A 19533-nucleotide genomic window follows, 5' to 3' on the forward strand; every position below is an offset into this window, starting at 1 on the left:
TGAGAGCAAGGGCACGTGCATGGGAGCGGTAGAGGCTCTGGAGAAACTGGCGCCGGTGGTGCTGGCCTTCGGTTGCGGGGTTCTCCTCGCGAGACGGAAGGTGGTGCCGGCCGAGAGCTCCAAGGTCTTCGCCGACTACGCCTTCCTCTTCGCGGTGCCGTGCTTCCTGTTCGGCAACATCTACGCGAGCGATCTCGGTGCCCTGTTCGACTGGCGGGCCATCACCGGTTACGCGTCCGCGGCCCTGGTCGCGGCCGTGCTGACCGGTGCGCTCGCCAGGGCGTTCGGCGTCCGCGACCCGCGCGGTGTGGCCCTGCGCATCATGGCGGCGGTCCAGGTGAACACGGCGTACTTCGCCGTACCGGTGTTCATCATGCTGTTCGGGAACGCGGCACCGATCTTCCCCGTGCTGCTCTTCCAGGTCTGCGTGCTGTCCCTGATCGTCATCTCGATCATGGAACTGGGCCGCCCGGAGCGCGTCGGCGGGCCGGGGAAGCGGCTCGGCGCGGCCGTCGTCGCCTCCCTGCTGACCCCGGTGGTGATCGCCTGCAACGCGGGGATCGTGCTCAACCTGCTGCCCGTGCGGCTGCCGGGGGTCGTGCTCGACTCGTTCGCCTTCGTGGGCGACAGTGCCTCCCCGGTGGCCCTGTTCGCCCTCGGGCTGCACCTCGGCGGGTCGGGCCTGAAGGTGCGCGGCACCACGGCGGAGGAGATGTGCATCATCGCCTTCAAGTGTGTGGCGTTCCCGCTGCTGGCCTACGCCGTCTGCCGGTACGGCTTCGGTGTCGGGGGCGACTGGCTGAAGTACCTGGTCCTGATCGCCGCGATGCCCGCTCCGCAGAACCTGTTCATCTTCGCCCAGCGCTACGACGTCGGCGTCGAGATGTCCGCCTCCCTCGTGGTGAAGAGCTCCGTCGTCGCGCTGCTGCTGCTCCCGCTGTGGATGCAGTGGGTGGCGCACACCGCCTGAGGGCCGCCCCCGGACCGGCGCCCCGGGCGAACCCTCCATCGACAACCGCTCATCGAAAGGCAGAACCGTGCCCCAGACCATGCAGCCCACCCGAATACACGTCCGGCAGGTGGCCGGCCGCATCGGTGCGGAGATCTCCGGCGTCGACCTGCGCGAGGACCTGGACGACGCGACGGTGGCCGAGATCCGCCGGGCCGTCCTGGCCCACCGTGTCGTCTTCTTCCGCGGCCAGGACATCGACCATGCCCGGCACATCGCCTTCGGCCGCCGCTTCGGCGCCCTCACCCGGCGCCCCGGCACGAAGCACGGCGTGCATCCCGAGGGCCACCCGGAGATCCTCACCGTCGACCCGAAGGCCGACACCGAGCGCTACGGCGCGGACTTCGAGGAGCACTACCGCCGCAAGTGGGTCTCCCCGCTCGCCGGCTGGCACAGCGACCTCACCCAGGCCGTCAATCCGCCCGACCTGTCGATCCTGCGGGCCGAGCGGACCCCGGAGTTCGGCGGCGACACCCAGTGGACGAACACGGTCGCCGCCTACGAGGCCCTCTCCGCCCCGCTGCGCGCACTCGTGGACGGGCTGACCGCCGAGCACGCCTTCTTCAGCGCGGTCCACCTGCGCCACTCCGACGAGCGCGACCGCGGCATCCTCAAGATCTACTGCGAGGACCCGCAGGTCGCGGTGCACCCCGTCGTCCGCGTCCACCCGGAGACCGGTGAGAAGGCCCTGTTCGTCAGCCCCGGCTCGACGACCCGTGTCACCGGATTCAGTGAACTGGAGAGCCGCCACCTGCTGGACCTGCTGTTCCAGCACCTCACCAGCGCCGAGTTCACCGTGCGCTTCCGCTGGGAGCCGGGCAGCATCGCGTTCTGGGACAACCGCAGCACGTGCCACTTCGCCCCCACCGACTTCGGCCACCTCGACACCGACCGCGTCATGCACCGCGTGACGGTCCTCGGCGAACCGGCGAAGGGACCGACCGGCTTCGTCTCGCAACGCGTCGAGGGCGAGCCGCTGCTGCCCTGGTAGCCGGGGGGGCGCGTTCAGTCCGCGCCGGGCGCGCAGTGGTCGAGAAGCGCCCCGGTGCGTGAATCCGTCAGCCGGTAGCGCACCACACGGCCGTCCTTCTCTCCCGCCACGATCCCCGCCGTGCGCAGCAGCCGCAGGGCCTGGGAGACGGCGGGGTCGTTCATCCCCGTCGCGATCGCGAGGTCCGAGACGGCGAGCGGACCCGCCCGGTGCAGGGCGAGCAGCAGCGCGAGGCGGTGCGGTTCGGCGAGGAGGGAGAAACGGTCGGCCCAGGTGCGTACGTGCCCGGGCTCACCGATGGCGGCGACGGCGTCACAGACCCGGTGGCCGTCGATGGAGCGGCGGTCGGCGCGCTCGGCGGGGACGAGGTGCATGGCGTCATCCTCGCAGCAGGGCGCCGGTCCGCGTCCACCACGGCCCGGCTTCCGCGTCCGCCACGGCCCGGCTTCCGCGTCCGCCACGGCCCGGCTTCCGCGGGGCCCTGCGGCCCGGCGGGAGCCGCGGGGCGGGCGGCGGCGCGGCCCGCCGGGCCGTCAGCTGCCCGGGTACCGCACGCCGTTCGGCGTTTCAAACCCGATGTGATCTTCGATACCTGCGCAGGTACGCAGCTTTGCAGCGGAGGGCGCGGGTGCCTACGGTTGGCGTTGCCGTGGTGTTCGGGAAGACCGGTGACGGCCTCTTCGATGTCGGAGGGGCCCAGGCCGGAGCGGCCCTCGCCACTGTGATCGGGCCTCGGGGCCAGGTCCGTACGCACGCGTCGGCACGCGCGCGTACGACGTGACCCGGGGCGCCCCGTTCCACTTCGGCCACTGGCCGCCTCACAGGCGGCCGGGAAGGCGGGACGGTGCGGACCCCCGTCAGCCAGGAGACCGGCCACGGCATCTCACGAAGTGATCCACGAGGTGCTGGAGCGTGAACACCATGACCCTGCCCGACCATGTCTCCTTCCGCTGGCGGCGCGAGGACACCGTCCGGACCGCCGTACTGCTGGCGGTGATCGCCGCCCTCCACGTCGTCGCCTTCGGCGTGCTGTTCCTTCTGGTGGTGCCGGAGCACTACCAGGTCGGCTCCAAGGCGTTCGGTATCGGTCTGGGGGTGACCGCGTACACGCTGGGCATGCGGCACGCCTTCGACGCGGACCACATCGCCGCGATCGACAACACCACGCGCAAGCTGATGGCCGACGGCAAACGGCCGGTGTCGGTCGGCTTCTGGTTCGCGCTGGGGCACTCCAGCGTGGTGGTGGTGCTGGCCGCGCTCATCGCGGGCGGCACCCAGCTGGCCGGCCGGATCATGAACGAGGACTCCAGCACCCATCAGACGCTCGGCGTCATGGGCACCACCGTCTCCGGGTCCTTCCTCTACCTCATCGCCGCCCTCAACCTGGTGGCCCTGACCGGCATCCTGCGGGTCTTCCGGGCGATGCGCTCGGGCACGTACGACGAGGCCGAGCTCGAGTCGCACCTGGACTCGCGGGGCTTCATGAACCGGATCCTGGGGCGTTTCACCAAGTCCATCAGCCGCCCCGGCCAGATGTTCCCGCTCGGCTTCCTCTTCGGGCTCGGCTTCGACACCGCCACCGAGGTCACGCTGATGGTGATGGCGGGCAGCGGCGCGGCGGCCGGGATGCCCTGGTACGCGATCCTGTGCCTGCCGCTGCTGTTCGCGGCCGGGATGAGCCTGTTCGACACCCTGGACGGCACGTTCATGAACTTCGCCTACCAGTGGGCCTTCTCCAACCCCGTGCGCAAGGTCTTCTACAACCTCACGATCACCGGTCTGTCCATCGCCGTGGCCTTCGTCATCGGCACGATCGAACTGGTCGGGGTGCTCCACGAGAAGCTCGCCCTGAGCGACGCGGTCACCGGCTGGATCGCCGAACTCGACCTCAACAACGTCGGGTTCATCATCGTCGGGCTGTTCGTGGCCGTCTGGGCGGCCGCCCTCGCGTACTGGCGGCTCGCCAAGGTCGAGCAGCGGTGGGCGGTGCGTGCCGCCGACGGGAGCTGAGGCCGGCGGGCGGGCGGGGGCCGGCCCCGCACCGGCCGGCGGCGCCCGCTCCCCCGGCCGCCGGCCCGGTCCGTACGGGCTGGTCCCCCCGGGTGAACGCCGTGACCGGTGAGGGCGCGGGCGCGTTGAAGGGGGAGTGCGATCGCCCCCGCGACCGCACTCACCGAGTCAGAAGGAGAACGTGATGTCTCGCATCGCGAAGGCAGCCGTCGTCGCTGTCGGTACGGGTGCCGTCGTGCTCGGCGGGGCCGGTCTGGCCCTGGCGGACGCGGGTGCCGGGGCCGTGGCCGCCGGTTCCCCCGGAGTCCTGTCGGGCAACGTCGTCCAGGTCCCGATCCACGCCCCGATCAACGTGTGCGGCAACACCGTCAACATCGTCGGCGTGCTCGACCCGGCCTTCGGCAACACCTGCGTCAACGACGACGGTGACGACCGGCACGAGGCCCACCACGACAGCAAGAACCACGGCAAGCGCGGCCACTGACGGCCGTGGACACGAAGCGGCCCCCGGCGGTTCAGACCGCCGGGGGCCGCTTCGCGCGTGGACGAACGCCGTGGTCCGTCAGCCTTTGAGGGGGACCCCGCCGAGGAGGCGGCCCGTGCCGCCGTTCGCGTTGAGGGTGTCCGTCACGCCGCTCACGGAGTGCAGCATGGAGCTCTGGTTCTCCGTGTCCAGGAGGTTCGGCTGGGACTGGAGACCGCTCACGTCGAGGGGGCCGCCGGCGACCGGGTCGAGGCCGCCGTTCAGGCTGGTCGGCGTGAGACCGGTGACGCCCTGGGCAAAGGCGGGTGCGGCGGCGGTGGCCATGACCAGCGACCCGGCGACGACGGCGGCGGCCTTCAGGGACTTCATCGTGTTCCTTTCTTCGGCGACCCGTGTCACCGGAGGGAGTTGTCTCGGACCCGGCCTCGTACGCGCCGGGTCTCGCACTGCGCTCTGGTTAACGAGTCCCGGCCCCGCCGGAAACCCCGTGCGGGCAAGTTTTCCGCGGCCCGTCCCACGTCAGGGGTACGCGGGGGACTCGGGCGGCCTCGGGTGAATCGGGTGGCATAAGACAGCCGTGGGGGGGGGGGGGGGGGGGGGGGCGCCGGCGGGGGGGGGGGGGGGGGTATGTCCAACTACACCCCCCGCGGGGGGGGGGGGGGGGGGGGGGGGGGGGGGGGGGGGGGGGGGGGCCCGGGGGGGGGGGGGGGGGGGGGGCCCCCCCCCACGGCGGGGCGGGCGACTGCTTCGCCTCAGACACCGCTCCCTTGGGTCAGGAGGCCGACGGGGCCGCCGGGATCAGGGCCGGCAGCGTCGTCACCGTGCCCGGCGACGTGGTCACCGTGCTGGGCGTGGTGGCGGCGCCCGGCGTGGTGGCGGTGCTCGGCGTGGTGGCCGTGCCCTGCTCGGCCGCATCGCCGGCGACCGTGGTGGAGACGACGTCGACGGCTGCCGTCATCACGTCGTCGACCTCCTGCGCCACCTGCTCGCTCGCGCCGGAGGTGATCGCCTCCACCAGCTCGTCGACGGCGTCCTGGAGGGAGGAGAGCGCCTCGTCCATGGTCGTCGCCTCGGCGGGCTGCGCCTTGGCCTCCGCGCTCTGCGCGACCGGGGCCGCCGGGGCCGCCGGTGCGGCGGGCTGGGCGCTCGTCGGGTCGGCCGGAGTGGCCGGAGCGGCCTGGTTCGCCTGGGCCTCGGGGGCGGCCGGAGTGGCCGGGGTCGCCTGGTTCGCCTGGGCCTCGGGGGCGGCCGGGGTCGCGGGGTTCGCGGGCGTGGCCTCGGCCGCGGGGGCGGTCGCCTCGGTCGGGGGCACGGCTCCGTCGGACGCCTGGACCTTGGCGATGGCGTCCTTGACGGCCTGGGCGTACTGCTGCGCCTCGGCCGCCGCGAGCTTGCCGTCGTCCGCCTTGAGGACGGCGCTCAGCAGGTCGGAGACGGGGATCAGTACACCGCCGGCGTCGGCCAGCGACTGGACCTGCGCCATGAGCGCGTCCGCGCCGGGGACGGGCGCCGCCGCGTGGGTGCGGCCACGTGCCGAGTCGCTGTCCGCCGCTATGGCGACCGGAGCGGCGATCCCGAGGAGGAACGTGGCGCAGAGAGCGGAGGACGCGATGCGCCGTGCGGGCAGAGCAGGCATGGGAGGTTTCCTTTCGACGGTTCCGGGGCCCCGGGACGCCGTGTCCGACGGCGCCTGGGCTGTTTTCACCGTGGAATCGCCCGTGGCCGTCTGCAACCGTCCGACCGCCCGCCGTAGCCGCCCGGTCCGCTCCCGTCCGGCATCTTGCCTGGTGGGGCGGTGTTCCCGGAGAAGGAACCCACTTCCCCCCATTCGGGGCAACGCGAACCGGCCGCCCTCCCGAGGGGAGGACGGCCGGGCCGGTGCAAAGAGTCCGCGACGGACGTCAGTCGTTGACGCAGAGGTTGCCGTGCGTCGGGTTCAGGGCGCCGATGACGGTGACGGTGTTCCCGCAGACGTTGACCGGAACGTGGATCGGGGCCTGGACGACGTTGCCCGACACGACACCCGGGGAGTGCTTGGCGACGCCGTGCGCGCCGCTGTCGGCGGCGGCGATACCGGCGGTGCCCGCGACGGCGGCGGCGGCAACGGAGGTCAGGGCCAGGCCCTTGGCAATACGCGACATGGGGAAGTGCTCCTTGGAATCGATACAGCATCCGGGCGTGAGTGCCCGGCTCTGAAATCAACGCGCGGCGGGCCCTGGGGTTGTGCCTCCGAAGGAGTGATCTCCGAAGCTCCAAACCTGCACAGTTCCGACACAGTTGCCCCTTTTCCCCGATATGCGTTGAGATCGGCTAATGTGGCGCACCTTCCGGGCCATCCGAAAGCACTCAGGCCCCAATCGGTCCAGAACAGTCAAGGCTTGATCTGGTCCACATATTCTTTGCTCCTCGAAAGGGCACCGCCGGTCATGCGCAATTCCCCGGGTCCGCTGCTGCGCCGTGTGATGGCCGGCTGCTCCGCCCTCGCCGCCCTCTGCGTTCCGGGCGGTCTCGCGACGGCCGCGCCGGGCGGGCCCGCAGCCGATCCCCCCGGATTCACCGAGCGTTACCAGGCTCTGCGGCACGGAGGGATCGTCCGGGCGGCCAACTCGTCGATCACCTGCCGGGCGGCGGCCGCACTCCCTGCGGCCGACCCCTGCCTGGCCGCGCGTGCGGGCCGGGACGCCGCGAACGACGACTTCGACATGGCGTACATCGACGTCGACGACGACCCGAACACCTACAACTCCAGCCGCGCGCACCTCGATCTGCCGCAGGGCGCACGGGTCGCGTACGCCCGGCTGTACTGGGGCGGCAACCTGCGCGCCGGCGAGCAGAAGCCGCCGGCGGACAACGGGCGCGTGCTGTTCGCCGAGCCCGGCGGCTCCTACCGGGCCGTCCTCGCCGACACCGTCGCGCGGCACACCCCGGACCAGGGCGCGGCAGGAGGCGCCGACGCGTTCCAGGCGTCGGCCGACGTGACCGCGCTGGTGCGCTCCAGCGGCCCGGGGCTCTACACGGTGGCCCAGGTCAACGTCGCCATGGGCCGCTCCGCCGCCGGCGCCTGGGGCGGCTGGACGCTGGTGGTGGCGTACGAGAAGGAGTCGGAGCCGCTCAGGCGGCTGGCGCTGTGGGACGGCTTCACGGCGCTCGCCCCGGTCGAGGAGCGGGGCAGGAAGCGCGGCGGACCGGACGCCGGGCAGACCGTCCGCCTGCCGTTGGCGTTCCCCGCCGGGGCCGGCGGGCAGGTCGGCCTCGTCGCCTACGACGGCGACCGCGGCCGCGACGGCGACAGCCTCACGGTGTCCGCCGGGGGCGGGGCCGCGACCGCGCTGAGCGGCGCCGCGGGATCCGCCGACGACGTACTGGACTCGACGATCGGCGGGCCGGGTGCCCAGCCGTGGCGGATCCCCGCGTACGAGAACACCCTCGGCTACGACTCCGACGTCCTCGACCTGGCCCCGGCGCTGCGGTCCGGCGGCGACGGGCTGGCCTTCCGGCTCGCCTCCCGGCAGGACGCCGTCTGGTTCGGCGCGCTGTTCGCCGCCGTCGACGCCACGCGCTGACGCGCGCCCGCGTACACGCCCCGTGAACGAGGAGCCGCGCATGCCCATGCCACCGACCGTCTCTCCCCGGCGCGTCCTGCACGTCACCCAGCCCGTCGACGGCGGCGTGGCGCGCGTCGTGACGGACCTGGTGCGCGCCCAGTCGGCCGCCGGGACGCACGTCACGGTGGCGTGCCCGGACGGCGGCGGCCTGGCCGGCGCGGTCGGCTCGCTCGGCGGCGACGTACGGCACTGGGCGGCGACGCGCGCGCCGGGTCCGGCGCTCGGCGGGGAGGTGCGGCGGCTCGCCCGGGTGATCGCCCGGGTGCGTCCCGACGTGGTGCACGCGCACAGCGCCAAGGCCGGGCTCGCCGCGCGGCTCGCGCTCCGGGGCCGTGTCCCGACCGTCTTCCAGCCGCACGCCTGGTCGTTCGAGGCGGTCGGCGGCACCACCGCGTCCCTCGCCCTGGCCTGGGAGCGCCGGTCGGCGCGCTGGGCCTCACGGGTGGTGTGCGTGAGCGAGGCGGAGCGCGCGCGGGGCGAGCGCGCCGGGATCGCCGCCCGGTGGGCCGTGATCCCCAACGGTGTCGACTGCGCGCGCTTCGGCCCCGCCCCGGCCGGGAGCGCACGGGCCGGGATCGAGCTGCTCGGCGGGGTCGGTCCCGCCGCCCCGCTGGTGGTCTGCGTGGGACGGCTGTGCCCCCAGAAGGGGCAGGACGTGCTGCTGGCGGCGTGGGACGCGGTGACCCGGCGGATCCCGGGGGCCCGGCTCGTGCTGGTCGGGGACGGCCCGGACACCGGACGGCTGCGTGAACTCGCCCCCGCCGGCGTGCTGTTCGCGGGGCCGGTCGCCGACGCCGTGCCCTGGTACCGGGCCGCCGACCTGGTCGTCCTGCCGTCCCGGTGGGAGGGCATGGCGCTGGCCCCGCTGGAGGCCATGGCCTGCGGCCGGCCGGTGGTGGTGACGGACGTGGACGGCGCCCGGGAGAGCCTGCCGGCACGGCTGCGCCCGCACTGTCTCGTCCCCCCGCGGTCCCCCGCCGCACTGGCCCGCGCCATGGTCGGCCTGCTGGCCGATCCGGCGCTGCGCGACACCCTGGGCCACGAGGGACGCCGTCACGTACGGGCCGGACACGACGTACGGCACACAGCCGACGCCGTCGCGGCCCTCTACCGCGAACTCCTGGCCGAGGAGCGGGCCGGGCGCGAGAGGCGCGCCGGGCGGGCGCCGCGCCGGGGCGTCCGCCCGGGCGGGCCGCCCGTCCTCGCGACGCGTTCGGCGGCGTGCGCACCGTACGCCGCCTCGGCGCTGCCACCGGAGCACGCGCCCCCCACGAGGCGTACGGAACCGGCCACTCACACCCCACCCCCGTCCCAGCCCGCAACGCAGCAGACGCAGACCGCGCAGACGCAGACCGGGCGGGCGCGCCTCGCACACGTCCGAGGCGCGCGGTGCACCCGGTGCGCCGACGGCGCCCGGCACTGCCCGGCAGGCGCGGAAGACACCGAGTGCAGGGAGTCCATCCACCCGTGACCGCGGAAAGCACCGTTCCCTCCCCCGGCGGACAGCCCCGGGAGCACGTATTCTCGCCCGTCTCGGTCATCCCGGCCCAGGGGATCACCGAGAGCCCAGGACTCCCCGGCGGACCGCGGCGCCCGGCGCGGCGCGCTTCCGGGCTGCCGCTGCTCGCCGCGGAGACCGGCGCGGCGCTGCTCGCCGCCCTCGTGTCGGCGCGCCCCGCGGACCACCCGCTCCTCGTGCTCGTCCTGCTGCTCGGGGTGCTGGCGCTGAGCGCGCGGGCCACCCTGTCGCGGACCGAGGAGGCGCCCGCCGCCCGGGCGCCGCTGGACGAACTGCCCGCCGTCTGCGGGCGTTCCGTGGTGGCCTGGTGCGTGCCGGCGGCACTGGTCGCCGCGCTCGACCCGGCGCACGCGCTCTCCGCCGGCGCACTCGCCGCGGGCTGCGCGCTCCAGGCGGCGGTGGGCTGCGCCGGGCGCGGAGCCGTCCACGCGTGGCGGCGCCGCACCCTCGTACGCCACCCCGACGCGGCCCTCGTCATCGGCCCCGTCGGCACCGCCCGGCGCGTGGCCTCCGCGGTCCTGCGGCACCCCCGGTGCGGGGTGCGCCCCGTGGGGATCGTGTCCGCCGAAACGGCCGGCGGCGAGGGGCTCCCGGTGCTCACCACCGGCGAGGAGGTGCAGCGGGCGCTCATCCAGAACAGCGTGCGCGCCGTTCTCGTCGTGGAACCGCACATCGAACGCGCCCCCCTGCTGGAGGAGCTGGCCCGGACCGGTTGCGCGCTGTGGGAACTCGACGCGGACACCCCCTCGTACCGCTCCCGGCACCGTCCCCCGCACGACGGCGGGAGAGGACGGCTCGCCGGGTTCCCCTGCCGTCGGCTGCACCTGCTGCCGCCCCGGCGCGGCGTCGGCAAACGGGCCCTGGACATCGTCGTGTCCGGGGCGCTGCTGCTGCTGATCAGCCCCGTGCTGCTGGTGTGCGCGACGGTGCTGCGGCTGAGCGAGGGGCCGGGCGTCGTCTTCCGGCAGGAGCGCGTCGGCAAGGACGGGCGGCCCTTCACCCTGCTGAAGTTCCGCACCCACCGCCCGGTCGACGCGCACGAGTCCGCGACCCGGTGGAGCGTGGCGAACGAGCGGGAGATGAGCCGGTTCTGCCAGTTCCTGCGGCGCTCGTCGCTGGACGAGCTGCTCCAGCTGTGGAACGTCCTCAGGGGCGACATGAGCCTGGTCGGCCCGCGCCCCGAACGCCCGTACTTCGTCGCCAAGTTCAGCCAGACCCACCCCGGATACGCGGCCCGCCACCGGATGCCGACCGGCATCACCGGGCTGGCCCAGATCCAGGGGCTGCGCGGCGACACCTCGATCGAGGACCGCTGCCGCTTCGACAACGCGTACATCGACGACTGGTCGCTGTGGCAGGACGTCTGCATCCTGCTGCGCACGGCCGCCACACTGGTCCGCCCGACGGGGAGCTGAGCCGGTGAGCCACACCCTGCCCCTGGCACCGTCGCCCGCGGCCTGTCTGGCGGCCGCGCTCGGGCGCGCCCTGCCCGTACTGCCCGTGGTGGCCGTGATCGCCACGCTCGCGCTGCCCGTCCTGCCCAGTACGGAAGGGGGAGCGACCGCCGCCGACGGGGTCTCGGGCCTCGTCGTGGTGTGCTGCGCCGTACGTCTCCTGCGGTACCGGCGGCGGCCCCTGTCCCCCACCGCAGCGGTCGTCCTCGGCCTCCCGGTGCTCGGCGTCGCGGTCGCGGCGGCCGGAGCGGGCAGCACCGGTGCGGCGGCCTCCGGAATGGTCCGCTATCTGCAGGTCTTCGTCCTGGTTCCGCTGGCGGTGCTGCTGCTGGTCCGCGGCCGGCGCGACTTCCGGCTGCTCGCCTGGTCGTTCGTCGGCCTCGCCCTGTGGCAGGGGGCGATCGGGGTGCGCCAGTACCTGACGGGGACCGGCGCCTCGTACATGGGGGAGGACATCCGGGCCGTGGGCACCTTCGGCGCCACGGACGTCATGGGGATGTCGACCGTGGTCTCGCTCGGCCTGGTCTGCGCGGCCGGGCTCGCCCTCGGTGACGGCCCGGCGCGGCGGCGGACCGCCGCCGGGGCGTGCGCGCTGGTGCTCTGCGTGCCGCTCGCGCTGTCGTTCAGCCGGGGCGCCTGGATCGCCACGGTCCTCACGTGCGCCGCCCAGCTGCTGCTGGCCGGGCCGCGGCGCGCCGTGCGGGTCGGCGCGGCCGTCACCGCCGCCGCCGTGATCCTGGTGGGCGGCGTCGGAGCCGGATCCGCGATGCTCCAGGAACGGATGACCAGCATCACGCGGGTCACCGGCACCCCGGACCAGTCGGTCGTCGACCGGTACACGATGTGGGCGGCGGCCGTCGACATGTGGCGGGCCGAACCCCTCACCGGCGTCGGGCTGAAGGGGTTCCCCGACCACCGCGACGGGCACGCCTCGCTCGCCCTGTCCTCCGGCAGCGACGTCGAGGGCGCGGGCGCGCAGTACCGCAGGCAGCCACTGCTGTCCCCGCACAACATGTACCTGCTCGTGCTCGGCGAGCAGGGGCTCGTCGGGCTGGTCGCCCTCGCGGGGAGCTGGCTGGCGCTGCTCGTGTGCGCGCTGCGCGGACTCGCGCGGGTGCGGCGGACCCCGTCGGGGCTCGACTGCGCGCTCGTCGCGTGCGGGCTGCTGGTCTGGCAGCTGACCGACTTCGTGTACGCGGACATCGGCGGCCCGTCCACCGTGCTGACCGCTGTCTGCCTGGGCCTCGTGGGCTGGTGGGCGCTGATGGACGGGACATCCGGCACCTCGCCCGCGACCAGCGCCTCCGCGCGGCCGGGGCCGGACGCCGGACCGGTCCCGGGCGCGGGTTCGTCGTCGGACGTGTCACCGCCCCCGGGTGCGGCCCCCGCGCCGGAGGGTCCGGAGCCGTCGTCGGCGCCCCGGAGTCCCGGAACTCCCGAGGAGGCGTCCGCGCGATGACGGTGACGCCCTCCCGGGCCGACGGGGCGGTGGCGCTCGGTCCGCCGGCACGGTCCGCCGCTTCTTCCGCCACCGACGCGGCCGACGCCACCGACGCCACGAAGACGACCTACGCCACCGAGACGGCCGAGACGGCTGACGCCACCGACGCGGCCGAGGCGGCCGGAGGCAAGGGCGCCCGCGGGGATTCCGGCGCCCCCGCGTCCGGCCGGTTCCTCGCGCGGGCCGCGCTGGTCACCGTCGGGCTGTCCCTCGCGGGCGCGCTGCTCGGTCTGGGCCGGGACCAGGCGCTCGCCCATCTGTTCGGGGCCGGGTCGGATACGGACGCGTTCCTGGTCGCCTGGACCGTGCCGGAGTTCGCGGCCACGCTGCTGATCGAGGACGGGCTCGCCTTCGTGCTCGTCCCCGCGTTCAGCATGGCCGTGTCCCGGCGGGCCCGGGGCGGTGCCGGTGATCCCGTCCGCGCCCTCGTCGCCTCGACGCTGCCCCGGCTGGTGCTCGCCTTCACGGCGGTGACGGTGCTGCTGGTCGCGGCGGCGCCCTGTCTGGTCGAGGCCCTGGCGCCGGGGCTGCCCGACAGGAGGCTGGCCGTCGACTGCACCCGGCTGACCGCGAGCTGCGTCCTGAGCTTCGGGCTCGCCGGGTACTGCAGCGCGGCCCTGCGCGCGCACCGGCGGTTCGTGGCGCCCGCGGCGATCTACGTGGCGTACAACGCCGGCATCATCGCGGCGATGTTCGTCCTGGGCGCGCACTGGGGCGTACGCGCGGCGGCCCTCGGCGTCGCGGCCGGCGGCGCCCTGATGGTGGCCACGCAACTCCCGTCCCTGCTCGGGCGGCTGCGCCGGGGCCGGTCCGCGCCGGGCGAGGCGCACGGCGTACACGGCGACGAGCGCCCGGCACCGGTGGCCGGGCCGGGCAGCGGTCCGGGCGGCGGGCCGGCGCGGCCCATGGGGATCGCCCTCGTCTCCACCGTCCTGCTCTTCGCGCTGTGCCGTCAGTCGCAGGTCCTCATCGAGCGCTTCCTCGCCTCCTCGCTCCCCGCCGGGGCGATCTCGCACCTGAACTACGCGCAGAAGATCGCGCAGATGCCGATGGTGCTGTCGCTGATGCTGTGCACCGTCACGTTCCCCGTGGTGGCGCAGGCGCTCGCCGAGGGCGACACCGAGCGGGCGCGCGAGCGGGTGGAGCGCGATCTCGCCCTGGTCTCCTGCACGGTGCTGCTGGGCACGGCCGCGGTGGTCGCGTGCGCGCCCCAGCTCGTCCAGCTGCTGTTCCAGCGCGGCGCGTTCACCGCCCAGGACACCGCGGCCACCGCGTCCGTGATGCGGGTGTACGCGCTCGGGCTGCTCGGCCACACCCTGGTCGGCGCCCTCGCCCGGTCGTACTTCTCCAGGGGCGTGCCCACCTGGTACCCGCTGTTCGCGATGGTTTCCGGGCTCCTGGTGACCTCCGCGGCCGGCGCGTGGGCGGTCGGCCCGTTCGGGGTGTGCGGCATCGCGGCGGCCAACGCCGTCGGCATCACCTTCTCGGCCGGGCTGCTGCTGGCCGGGATGGGCGAGCGCAGCGTGCCGATCCGCACGCGCCGGGTGCTGGCCGAGTTCGCCAGGCCGGCCGCCGCGGCCCTGGCCGCCGCCGTGGCCGGGACGCTCTGCGCGGGCCGCCCCGGCTCCCCCCTGCTCGGCCTCGCACTCGGCGGCGCGGCCGTGACGCTCGTCTTCGCCCTGCTGGCCCGCGCCCTCGGGGTCAAGGGCCTCGAACCCGCCGTCCGTTCCGTCACACGAAGGCTTCCGCATGTCCGTTTCCGCTGACCCGACAGCAGATGGCCCGCCGCGGCCCGTGGCGCTCACGACGACCGCGCCGCCCGGCCGCACCGCGGGGCCACGGCCCGCCGCCGTCCCCTGGGTCGCCATGTACCACTCCGTGGGCGACTGCTCGGACGACCCCTACCGCATCACCGTCTCCCCGGACCGCCTCGACCAGCAGCTGGGCCGGCTGCGGCGGCGGGGACTGCGGGGCGTGGGCATGGCGGAGCTGCTGACGGCCCGCGCCCGGGGCGGGGGCGGGGACCTGGTGGGGCTCACCTTCGACGACGGGTACGCCGACTTCGTCGAGCACGCCCTGCCGGTGCTGCGGCGTCACGGCTGCGGGGCGACGCTCTTCGTGCTGCCCGGACGGCTCGGCGGCGACAACGCCTGGGACCCGCTCGGCCCGCGCAGACCGCTGCTCGACGAGGCGGGCATCCGGCTGGCCGCCGCCGAGGGCGTCGAGATCGGCTCGCACGGCCTCACCCACGTCGACCTGACGCGGGCCGACGACGCCCTCCTGCACGCCGAGGTCGCCGGGAGCAGGGCGCTGCTCGCCGAGCTGACCGGCGCCGCCGTCGACGGGTTCTGCTATCCGTACGGGACCGTCGACCGCCGGGTGGCCGACGCCGTACGGCGTGCCGGATACCGGTACGGGTGCGCCATCGACCCCAGCGCGCTGACCGGCCCGTACGCCCTCCCCCGCGTGCACGTCGGCCAGAACGACAACGCCGTACGCCTCTACCTGAAGCTGCGGCTGCACCGGCTGCGCCGCCGCCCGGCCGAGGGCGTCTTGTGAAGGCGCTGCACGTCATCACCGGACTCGGCGTCGGCGGCGCCGAGCAGCAACTGCGGCTGCTGCTGCGGCATCTGCCGGTCGACTGCGAGGTGGTGACGCTGACCAATCCGGGCGCCGTCGCCGACGGACTCGCCGCCGACGGGGTACGCGTCGTCCACCTGGGCATGACCGGCAACCGCGACCTGTCCGCGCTCCCCCGCCTGGTGCGTCTGATCCGGGCGGGCCGCTACGACCTCGTCCACACGCACCTCTACCGGGCCTGCGTGTACGGGCGGGTCGCCGCGCGGCTCGCGGGGGTGCGGGCGGTCGTCGCCACCGAGCACTCGCTGGGCGACTCGCAGATGGAGGGGCGCGCGCTCACCACGGGCGTCCGCGCGCTGTACCTGGCGAGCGAACGGCTGGGCCGTTCGACGGTCGCCGTGTCGCCCACGGTCGCCGACCGGCTGCGCCGCTGGGGCGTGCCGGGCCCGCGGATCGAGGTCGTGCCGAACGGGATCGACGTGGCCGGCTTCCGCTTCGACCCGGGGCTGCGCGAGCGCGCCCGCCGCCGGCTCGGGCTGCCGGAGGGGGCGTACGTCGTGGGCTGCGTCGGCCGGCTGACCGCGGGCAAGCGCTTCGGGGTGCTGATCCACGCGCTGGCCCGGCTGCCCGGGGACGTGTGGATGGTGGCGGTGGGCGGCGGTCCCGAGGAGAACGTGCTGCGGCGTGCCGCGCAGCGGGCGGGCGTCGCGGACCGGGTGCTGTTCACGGGCGAGCGCCCGGCCGGCGGCTGTCCCGGGGCGGACCTGCCGTCGCTGATAGCGGCCATGGACGTGCTCGCGTCGCCGTCCGCCGAGGAGGCGTTCGGCCTGGCCGTCGTCGAGGCCATGGCCGCCGGGCTGCCCGTGCTCTACGCCTCCTGCCCGGCGGTCGAGGACCTGCCGGCCGCCGCGGCCCCCGCGGCGCGGCGGGTGGAGGGCGGCGCGGACTCGTTCGCCCGGGCCCTCACCGAGGTCCGCGACCGGGGACCGCACCCCCGTTCGGCGCCGGACGCCGCCCATCACTACAGCATCGCCCGCAGCGCCGCACGGCTCATGGACGTGTACGCGGCCGCTGTCTCCTGCACCTGACTGGGAGTGAGTTCCACATGACCGACAACCCCACCGGACAGCGTCGTCCCACCGGCGGCGCCGTGGGAAGGGTTCTCGCCCGCGCGAAGACCGTCCCGCCGTGGTCCCTGCTCGCGACGGGAGCCCTGCTCGGCGGGCTGGCCGGCGGCGCGTACGGCGTCCTGACACCACCGGTGTACACGGCGACGAGCTACGTGATCGCCGTGCCGACCGCGAAGGCGGACCCGGCCGCGGCGCTGGGCTTCGCCCAGGCGTACGGGCGGGTGGCGACCCAGCTCGCGGTGCTCGGCGACGCCCAGGTGTGGGCCGGCGTGCCGGTGCGGACGCTGCGCGAGAGCGTGACGACCGCGACCTCTCCGGACGCCCCGATGGTCGCCGTCTCGGCCACGTCCTCGCGCCCGGACCTGGCCCGTGACATCGCCAACGCCGTCACGCGGTCGCTCACGCGGCACGCGGGCGACAGCAAGGACAGCACCCATGTCGAACTCGTGCAGTTCTCCCGCGCGGTCGCGCCCGGCACACCCTCCTCGGCGTCGCCGACGGTGACGGGCCTGGTGGGCGTCGCCTCCGGGGGGCTGCTCGGCGGGCTCGTCCTGCTCGTACGGCCCCGGCGCGCGGCGGACCAGCCCTCGCCCACCGCGTCCGTACCGAGCCCGGCCGCGGCCGCCGACGCCCACGGCCAACTGTGACGGCGCGCCACACCGAACGGGTCGCCGAGCCGGCCGCCGGGCCGGGCGCGGATCTCGTCACCGAACCGGTCACCGAACTCGTCACCGAACTGGTCACCGACGAGCGGGTGTTCGCCGGGCTGGCTCCGGAGTGGGGGCGGCTGTACCGGCGGTGCGCCACGGCCACGCCGTTCCAGAGCCATGCCTGGCTGCACTCCTGGTGGCTGTCGTACGGCGTTTCCGGCCGGCTCCGTCTCGTGCTGGTCCGCGACGCCGACGGCGAACTCCTGGCCGCCGCGCCCCTGATGCGTGTCCACCGTCCGGTGCCCGCCTGGGTCACGCTGGGCGGGGCCATCTCGGACTACGGGGACGTGCTGCTCGACGACCGGGACACCGGCCGGGCGGCGGACGCGCTCACCGAGGGACTGTCCCGGGCCGCCCGCGGCGCGGTGATCGACTTCCGGGAGGTGCGGCCGGGGGGTGCCGTGGAACGGGTCTACGCCCGCTGGCGCGGGCCGCGGCGGCGCGTGCGGGACTCCCTCTGTCTCGAACTGCCCGCCCGGCCGATGGACGAACTGCTGACCCGGCTCCCCGCCCAGCGCGCCCAGCGCGTACGGGCCAAGCTCCGCAAGCTGACCGCGCTCGGTATCGCCCACCGGGTGGTGGGCCCCGAGGACGTCGACGCGGCGCTGCGCGCGCTGCTGGAGCTGCACCGGCTGCAGTGGCGGGGCCGCAAGGTGACGTCCGAGCATCTGCGGCCCCGGTTCGCCGAGCACCTGGTCCGCTCGGTGGGCCGGATGGTCCGCTCCGGGGACGCCCGGGTGACCGAGTTCCGGCTGGAGGACAGGGTGGTGGCGGTGGACGTCACGCTCATGTCGCCGCGGCTGGCGGGCGGCTATCTGTACGGGGCCGACCCGCGGCTTCGGGAGCTCAAGGCGGACGTGGCGACGATGCTCCTCGACGCCTGTGCCGAGCGGACGGCGGCGGGCGGACACCGGGTGCTGAGCCTGCTGCGCGGTGACGAGCCGTACAAGCACCCCTGGCGCCCCGGGACGGTGGTCAACCAGCGGCTGCTGCTGGCCCGGCGGCGGACGGCGGTGCTGATGTCCGCCGTGCTCGCCGCGGTCGCCGCCCGCGACCGCGGCAAGGAGCTGCTGAACCGGTGGAGGCGGCGCGGTGACGCGAGGTCGTGAGCCCTCCGGCGGCGCGGGCGTCTCACCGCTCGCCCGGCCACCAGCCGAGGCGCAGACAGAGCTTCCGGCCCATCCAGTGCTCGGCCCACGCGCCCAGCGGCACGGGCGAGCAGTCCGGCGACGGCTCCCGCCCGGTCTCGGCGGCGGGCACGGCGGGCACGGCGGGGGGCGTTGCCCCGGGTGTCTCGGCGGGACCGGTGCGGCCGGACATCATCGCCCGGTACACCCGCGACGCCCTGGGGTTGCCGTGGCACTGCCACACGCCGTGCGGACAGTAGTCGGTGAGCGTGTTGTAGACCGGCTTGTGCTCGTCCATCCAGGTGAGCATGCGCCGCATGTACGTCGCGTTGTCCCCGTTGCGGAAGAGTCCCCATTCAGGATACGAGATGGGCTTGCCGTGGGCTTCGGCGAAATCCACCTGGTCCTGAAGGCCGTACGGTTCCTTCACCTGTTCGTCGAAGGAGATTCCCCGCGGCTGGTCGTAAGAATCCATGCCGATGATGTCGACGGTGTCGTCCCCCGGATAGCACCGCGTCCAGGGAATGGCGTCCCGGCCCCGGTTGGGGGCGAAATCGAACCGGAATTCCTGGCCCGGCACCGAACGCATGGTGGTGACGATCCTGTTCCAGTACTTCTTCCAGGCCTCCGGGTCCGGGCCGCAGCGATGGGTGTACGTGATGCCGTTCATCTCCCAGCCGAGCACGATGACGGTGTCCGGCACCCCGAGCCGGACCAGCCGGTCGGCGAGGGCGCGGAAGTGACCGTCGAACTCGCCCGCCGCGCCGCGCGCCAGCAGGCCGCGCACCTCGTCGTCGGGGACGTGGTCCTCGTTGCGTTCCAGCATGGGGACGTTGAGGACGAAGGTCCGGTCGTCCCCGGCGCGGCGCCAGTCGGCCCACACGTCGAGGAAGCCGGGCGCGCCCTCGATGTTGCTCCAGCGGTCGCCCGGCAGATACGTGTGCCCGACGCTCAGCCCGGCACCGCCCAGCCACCGGCTGAGCTCGGACATCCGGCTCACGCCGAGGGCGCCGTAGTCCAGGTAGGCGCCGAACGCGGCGGTGCCCCCGGTGCCGCCCGCGGCGGACCCGGGCGGCTCGGCGGGGGCCGGGGGCACCGCGGAGGCGTCCGGTCCGGTGACCGGGGCGGGCAGGGTGTGGACGTCTTCCGGCGGCACGGGCGTCTCCTCGCCGATGGGTGAGGAGACCGGTGGCGCGGGCGGCGTGATCGCGGGCACGGCCGGCGTCGGCACGGCCGGCCGGGGTGCCGGCGGGTCGGCCGCCGGCCCCACGGCGTGTCCCGGGCCCGCCGCCAGGACGGCCGACGCGACGACGCCGGCGGCGACGGCCGCGAACCTCCCCGTCCGGGACCTCTGCTGCTGTGGGTCCATTCCCGATCCTCTCCGTACGCTCCGCCGGCTGGGCCGCATTCCGC

The 19533-nt window shown here is 74.8% G+C and carries 17 protein-coding genes, 1 pseudogene and 1 riboswitch; of the genes and pseudogenes, 13 read left to right on the forward strand and 5 right to left on the reverse strand.

The window, feature by feature from the left end; translation table 11 throughout:
* Nucleotides 1-19: 19 nt before the first annotated feature.
* Both ACFY93_RS09200 and ACFY93_RS09205 read left to right on the forward strand, forming a co-directional pair.
* Nucleotides 20-970 carry an AEC family transporter gene (locus tag ACFY93_RS09200; RefSeq protein ID WP_391355207.1) on the forward strand — a complete coding sequence of 317 codons (951 nt, stop codon included), beginning with the start codon at nt 20-22 and terminating at the stop codon, nt 968-970.
* A 67-nt stretch (nt 971-1037) separates the two neighbouring features.
* Nucleotides 1038-2000 carry a TauD/TfdA family dioxygenase gene (locus ACFY93_RS09205; protein WP_391355209.1) on the forward strand — a complete coding sequence of 321 codons (963 nt, stop codon included), beginning with the start codon at nt 1038-1040 and terminating at the stop codon, nt 1998-2000.
* Between the two features lie 14 nt (nt 2001-2014).
* Here the strand turns inward: ACFY93_RS09205 and ACFY93_RS09210 are convergent, their stop codons facing one another.
* Entirely contained in the window at nt 2015-2374 is a 360-nt protein-coding gene (locus ACFY93_RS09210; RefSeq protein WP_391355212.1) for a metalloregulator ArsR/SmtB family transcription factor, read from the reverse strand.
* A 259-nt stretch (nt 2375-2633) separates the two neighbouring features.
* A riboswitch (cobalamin riboswitch) is annotated at nt 2634-2893 on the forward strand.
* A gap of 28 nt (nt 2894-2921) precedes the next feature.
* On the opposite strand from ACFY93_RS09210, the gene ACFY93_RS09215 reads away from it, so the two are divergent.
* Both ACFY93_RS09215 and ACFY93_RS09220 read left to right on the forward strand, forming a co-directional pair.
* Nucleotides 2922-4010 carry a HoxN/HupN/NixA family nickel/cobalt transporter gene (locus ACFY93_RS09215; protein WP_391355497.1) on the forward strand — a complete coding sequence of 363 codons (1089 nt, stop codon included), beginning with the start codon at nt 2922-2924 and terminating at the stop codon, nt 4008-4010.
* Between the two features lie 184 nt (nt 4011-4194).
* A complete protein-coding gene (locus ACFY93_RS09220) occupies nt 4195-4494 on the forward strand; it encodes a chaplin family protein (protein WP_391355213.1) in 300 nt (99 codons plus the stop codon).
* A 78-nt stretch (nt 4495-4572) separates the two neighbouring features.
* Here ACFY93_RS09220 and ACFY93_RS09225 read toward each other — a convergent pair whose 3' ends face one another.
* The 3 genes from ACFY93_RS09225 to ACFY93_RS09235 all read right to left on the reverse strand — a co-directional run bounded on the left by ACFY93_RS09225 (nt 4573) and on the right by ACFY93_RS09235 (nt 6635).
* Nucleotides 4573-4863 (reverse strand): hypothetical protein, encoded by a 291-nt coding sequence (locus ACFY93_RS09225; RefSeq protein ID WP_391355215.1) that lies wholly within the window; start codon nt 4861-4863, stop codon nt 4573-4575.
* A gap of 403 nt (nt 4864-5266) precedes the next feature.
* A complete protein-coding gene (locus ACFY93_RS09230) occupies nt 5267-6130 on the reverse strand; it encodes a hypothetical protein (RefSeq protein WP_391355218.1) in 864 nt (287 codons plus the stop codon).
* A gap of 265 nt (nt 6131-6395) precedes the next feature.
* Entirely contained in the window at nt 6396-6635 is a 240-nt protein-coding gene (locus tag ACFY93_RS09235; protein WP_391355221.1) for a chaplin family protein, read from the reverse strand.
* A gap of 285 nt (nt 6636-6920) precedes the next feature.
* Between ACFY93_RS09235 and ACFY93_RS09240 the strand changes: the two genes are divergently transcribed.
* From ACFY93_RS09240 to ACFY93_RS09280, 9 genes and pseudogenes are all read left to right on the forward strand, one after another.
* Nucleotides 6921-8057 carry a DUF3344 domain-containing protein gene (locus ACFY93_RS09240; protein WP_391355223.1) on the forward strand — a complete coding sequence of 379 codons (1137 nt, stop codon included), beginning with the start codon at nt 6921-6923 and terminating at the stop codon, nt 8055-8057.
* 40 nt (nt 8058-8097) lie between these two features.
* Nucleotides 8098-9264 (forward strand): annotated as a pseudogene (locus tag ACFY93_RS09245) (glycosyltransferase); the annotation flags it as partial.
* Nucleotides 9265-9566: 302 nt separating this feature from the next.
* Complete coding sequence (locus ACFY93_RS09250) at nt 9567-11033, forward strand: exopolysaccharide biosynthesis polyprenyl glycosylphosphotransferase (RefSeq protein ID WP_391355226.1); 1467 nt, start codon at nt 9567-9569, stop codon at nt 11031-11033.
* Nucleotides 11034-11037: 4 nt separating this feature from the next.
* Entirely contained in the window at nt 11038-12531 is a 1494-nt protein-coding gene (locus ACFY93_RS09255; RefSeq protein ID WP_391355229.1) for an O-antigen ligase family protein, read from the forward strand.
* Complete coding sequence (locus tag ACFY93_RS09260) at nt 12528-14339, forward strand: lipid II flippase MurJ (protein ID WP_391355232.1); 1812 nt, start codon at nt 12528-12530, stop codon at nt 14337-14339. Before ACFY93_RS09255 ends, ACFY93_RS09260 begins: the two co-directional genes overlap by 4 nt.
* Nucleotides 14340-14439: 100 nt before the next feature.
* The gene (locus ACFY93_RS09265; RefSeq protein WP_391355500.1) at nt 14440-15132 is read left to right on the forward strand and encodes a polysaccharide deacetylase family protein; all 693 of its coding nucleotides are present in this window, start codon (nt 14440-14442) and stop codon (nt 15130-15132) included.
* A complete protein-coding gene (locus tag ACFY93_RS09270) occupies nt 15129-16241 on the forward strand; it encodes a glycosyltransferase (protein ID WP_391355235.1) in 1113 nt (370 codons plus the stop codon). Before ACFY93_RS09265 ends, ACFY93_RS09270 begins: the two co-directional genes overlap by 4 nt.
* A 17-nt stretch (nt 16242-16258) precedes the next feature.
* Nucleotides 16259-16930 (forward strand): lipopolysaccharide biosynthesis protein, encoded by a 672-nt coding sequence (locus ACFY93_RS09275; protein ID WP_391355237.1) that lies wholly within the window; start codon nt 16259-16261, stop codon nt 16928-16930.
* Nucleotides 16931-17019: 89 nt separating this feature from the next.
* A complete protein-coding gene (locus ACFY93_RS09280) occupies nt 17020-18102 on the forward strand; it encodes a GNAT family N-acetyltransferase (protein WP_391355503.1) in 1083 nt (360 codons plus the stop codon).
* A gap of 22 nt (nt 18103-18124) precedes the next feature.
* Here the strand turns inward: ACFY93_RS09280 and ACFY93_RS09285 are convergent, their stop codons facing one another.
* Nucleotides 18125-19489: a glycosyl hydrolase gene (locus ACFY93_RS09285; protein ID WP_391355239.1), complete on the reverse strand. Its 1365-nt coding sequence runs from the start codon at nt 19487-19489 to the stop codon at nt 18125-18127.
* Nucleotides 19490-19533 lie beyond the last annotated feature (44 nt).

Origin of the sequence: Streptomyces sp. NPDC008313, assembly GCF_042956125.1 — a bacterium.
Lineage (GTDB): Bacteria > Actinomycetota > Actinomycetes > Streptomycetales > Streptomycetaceae > Streptomyces.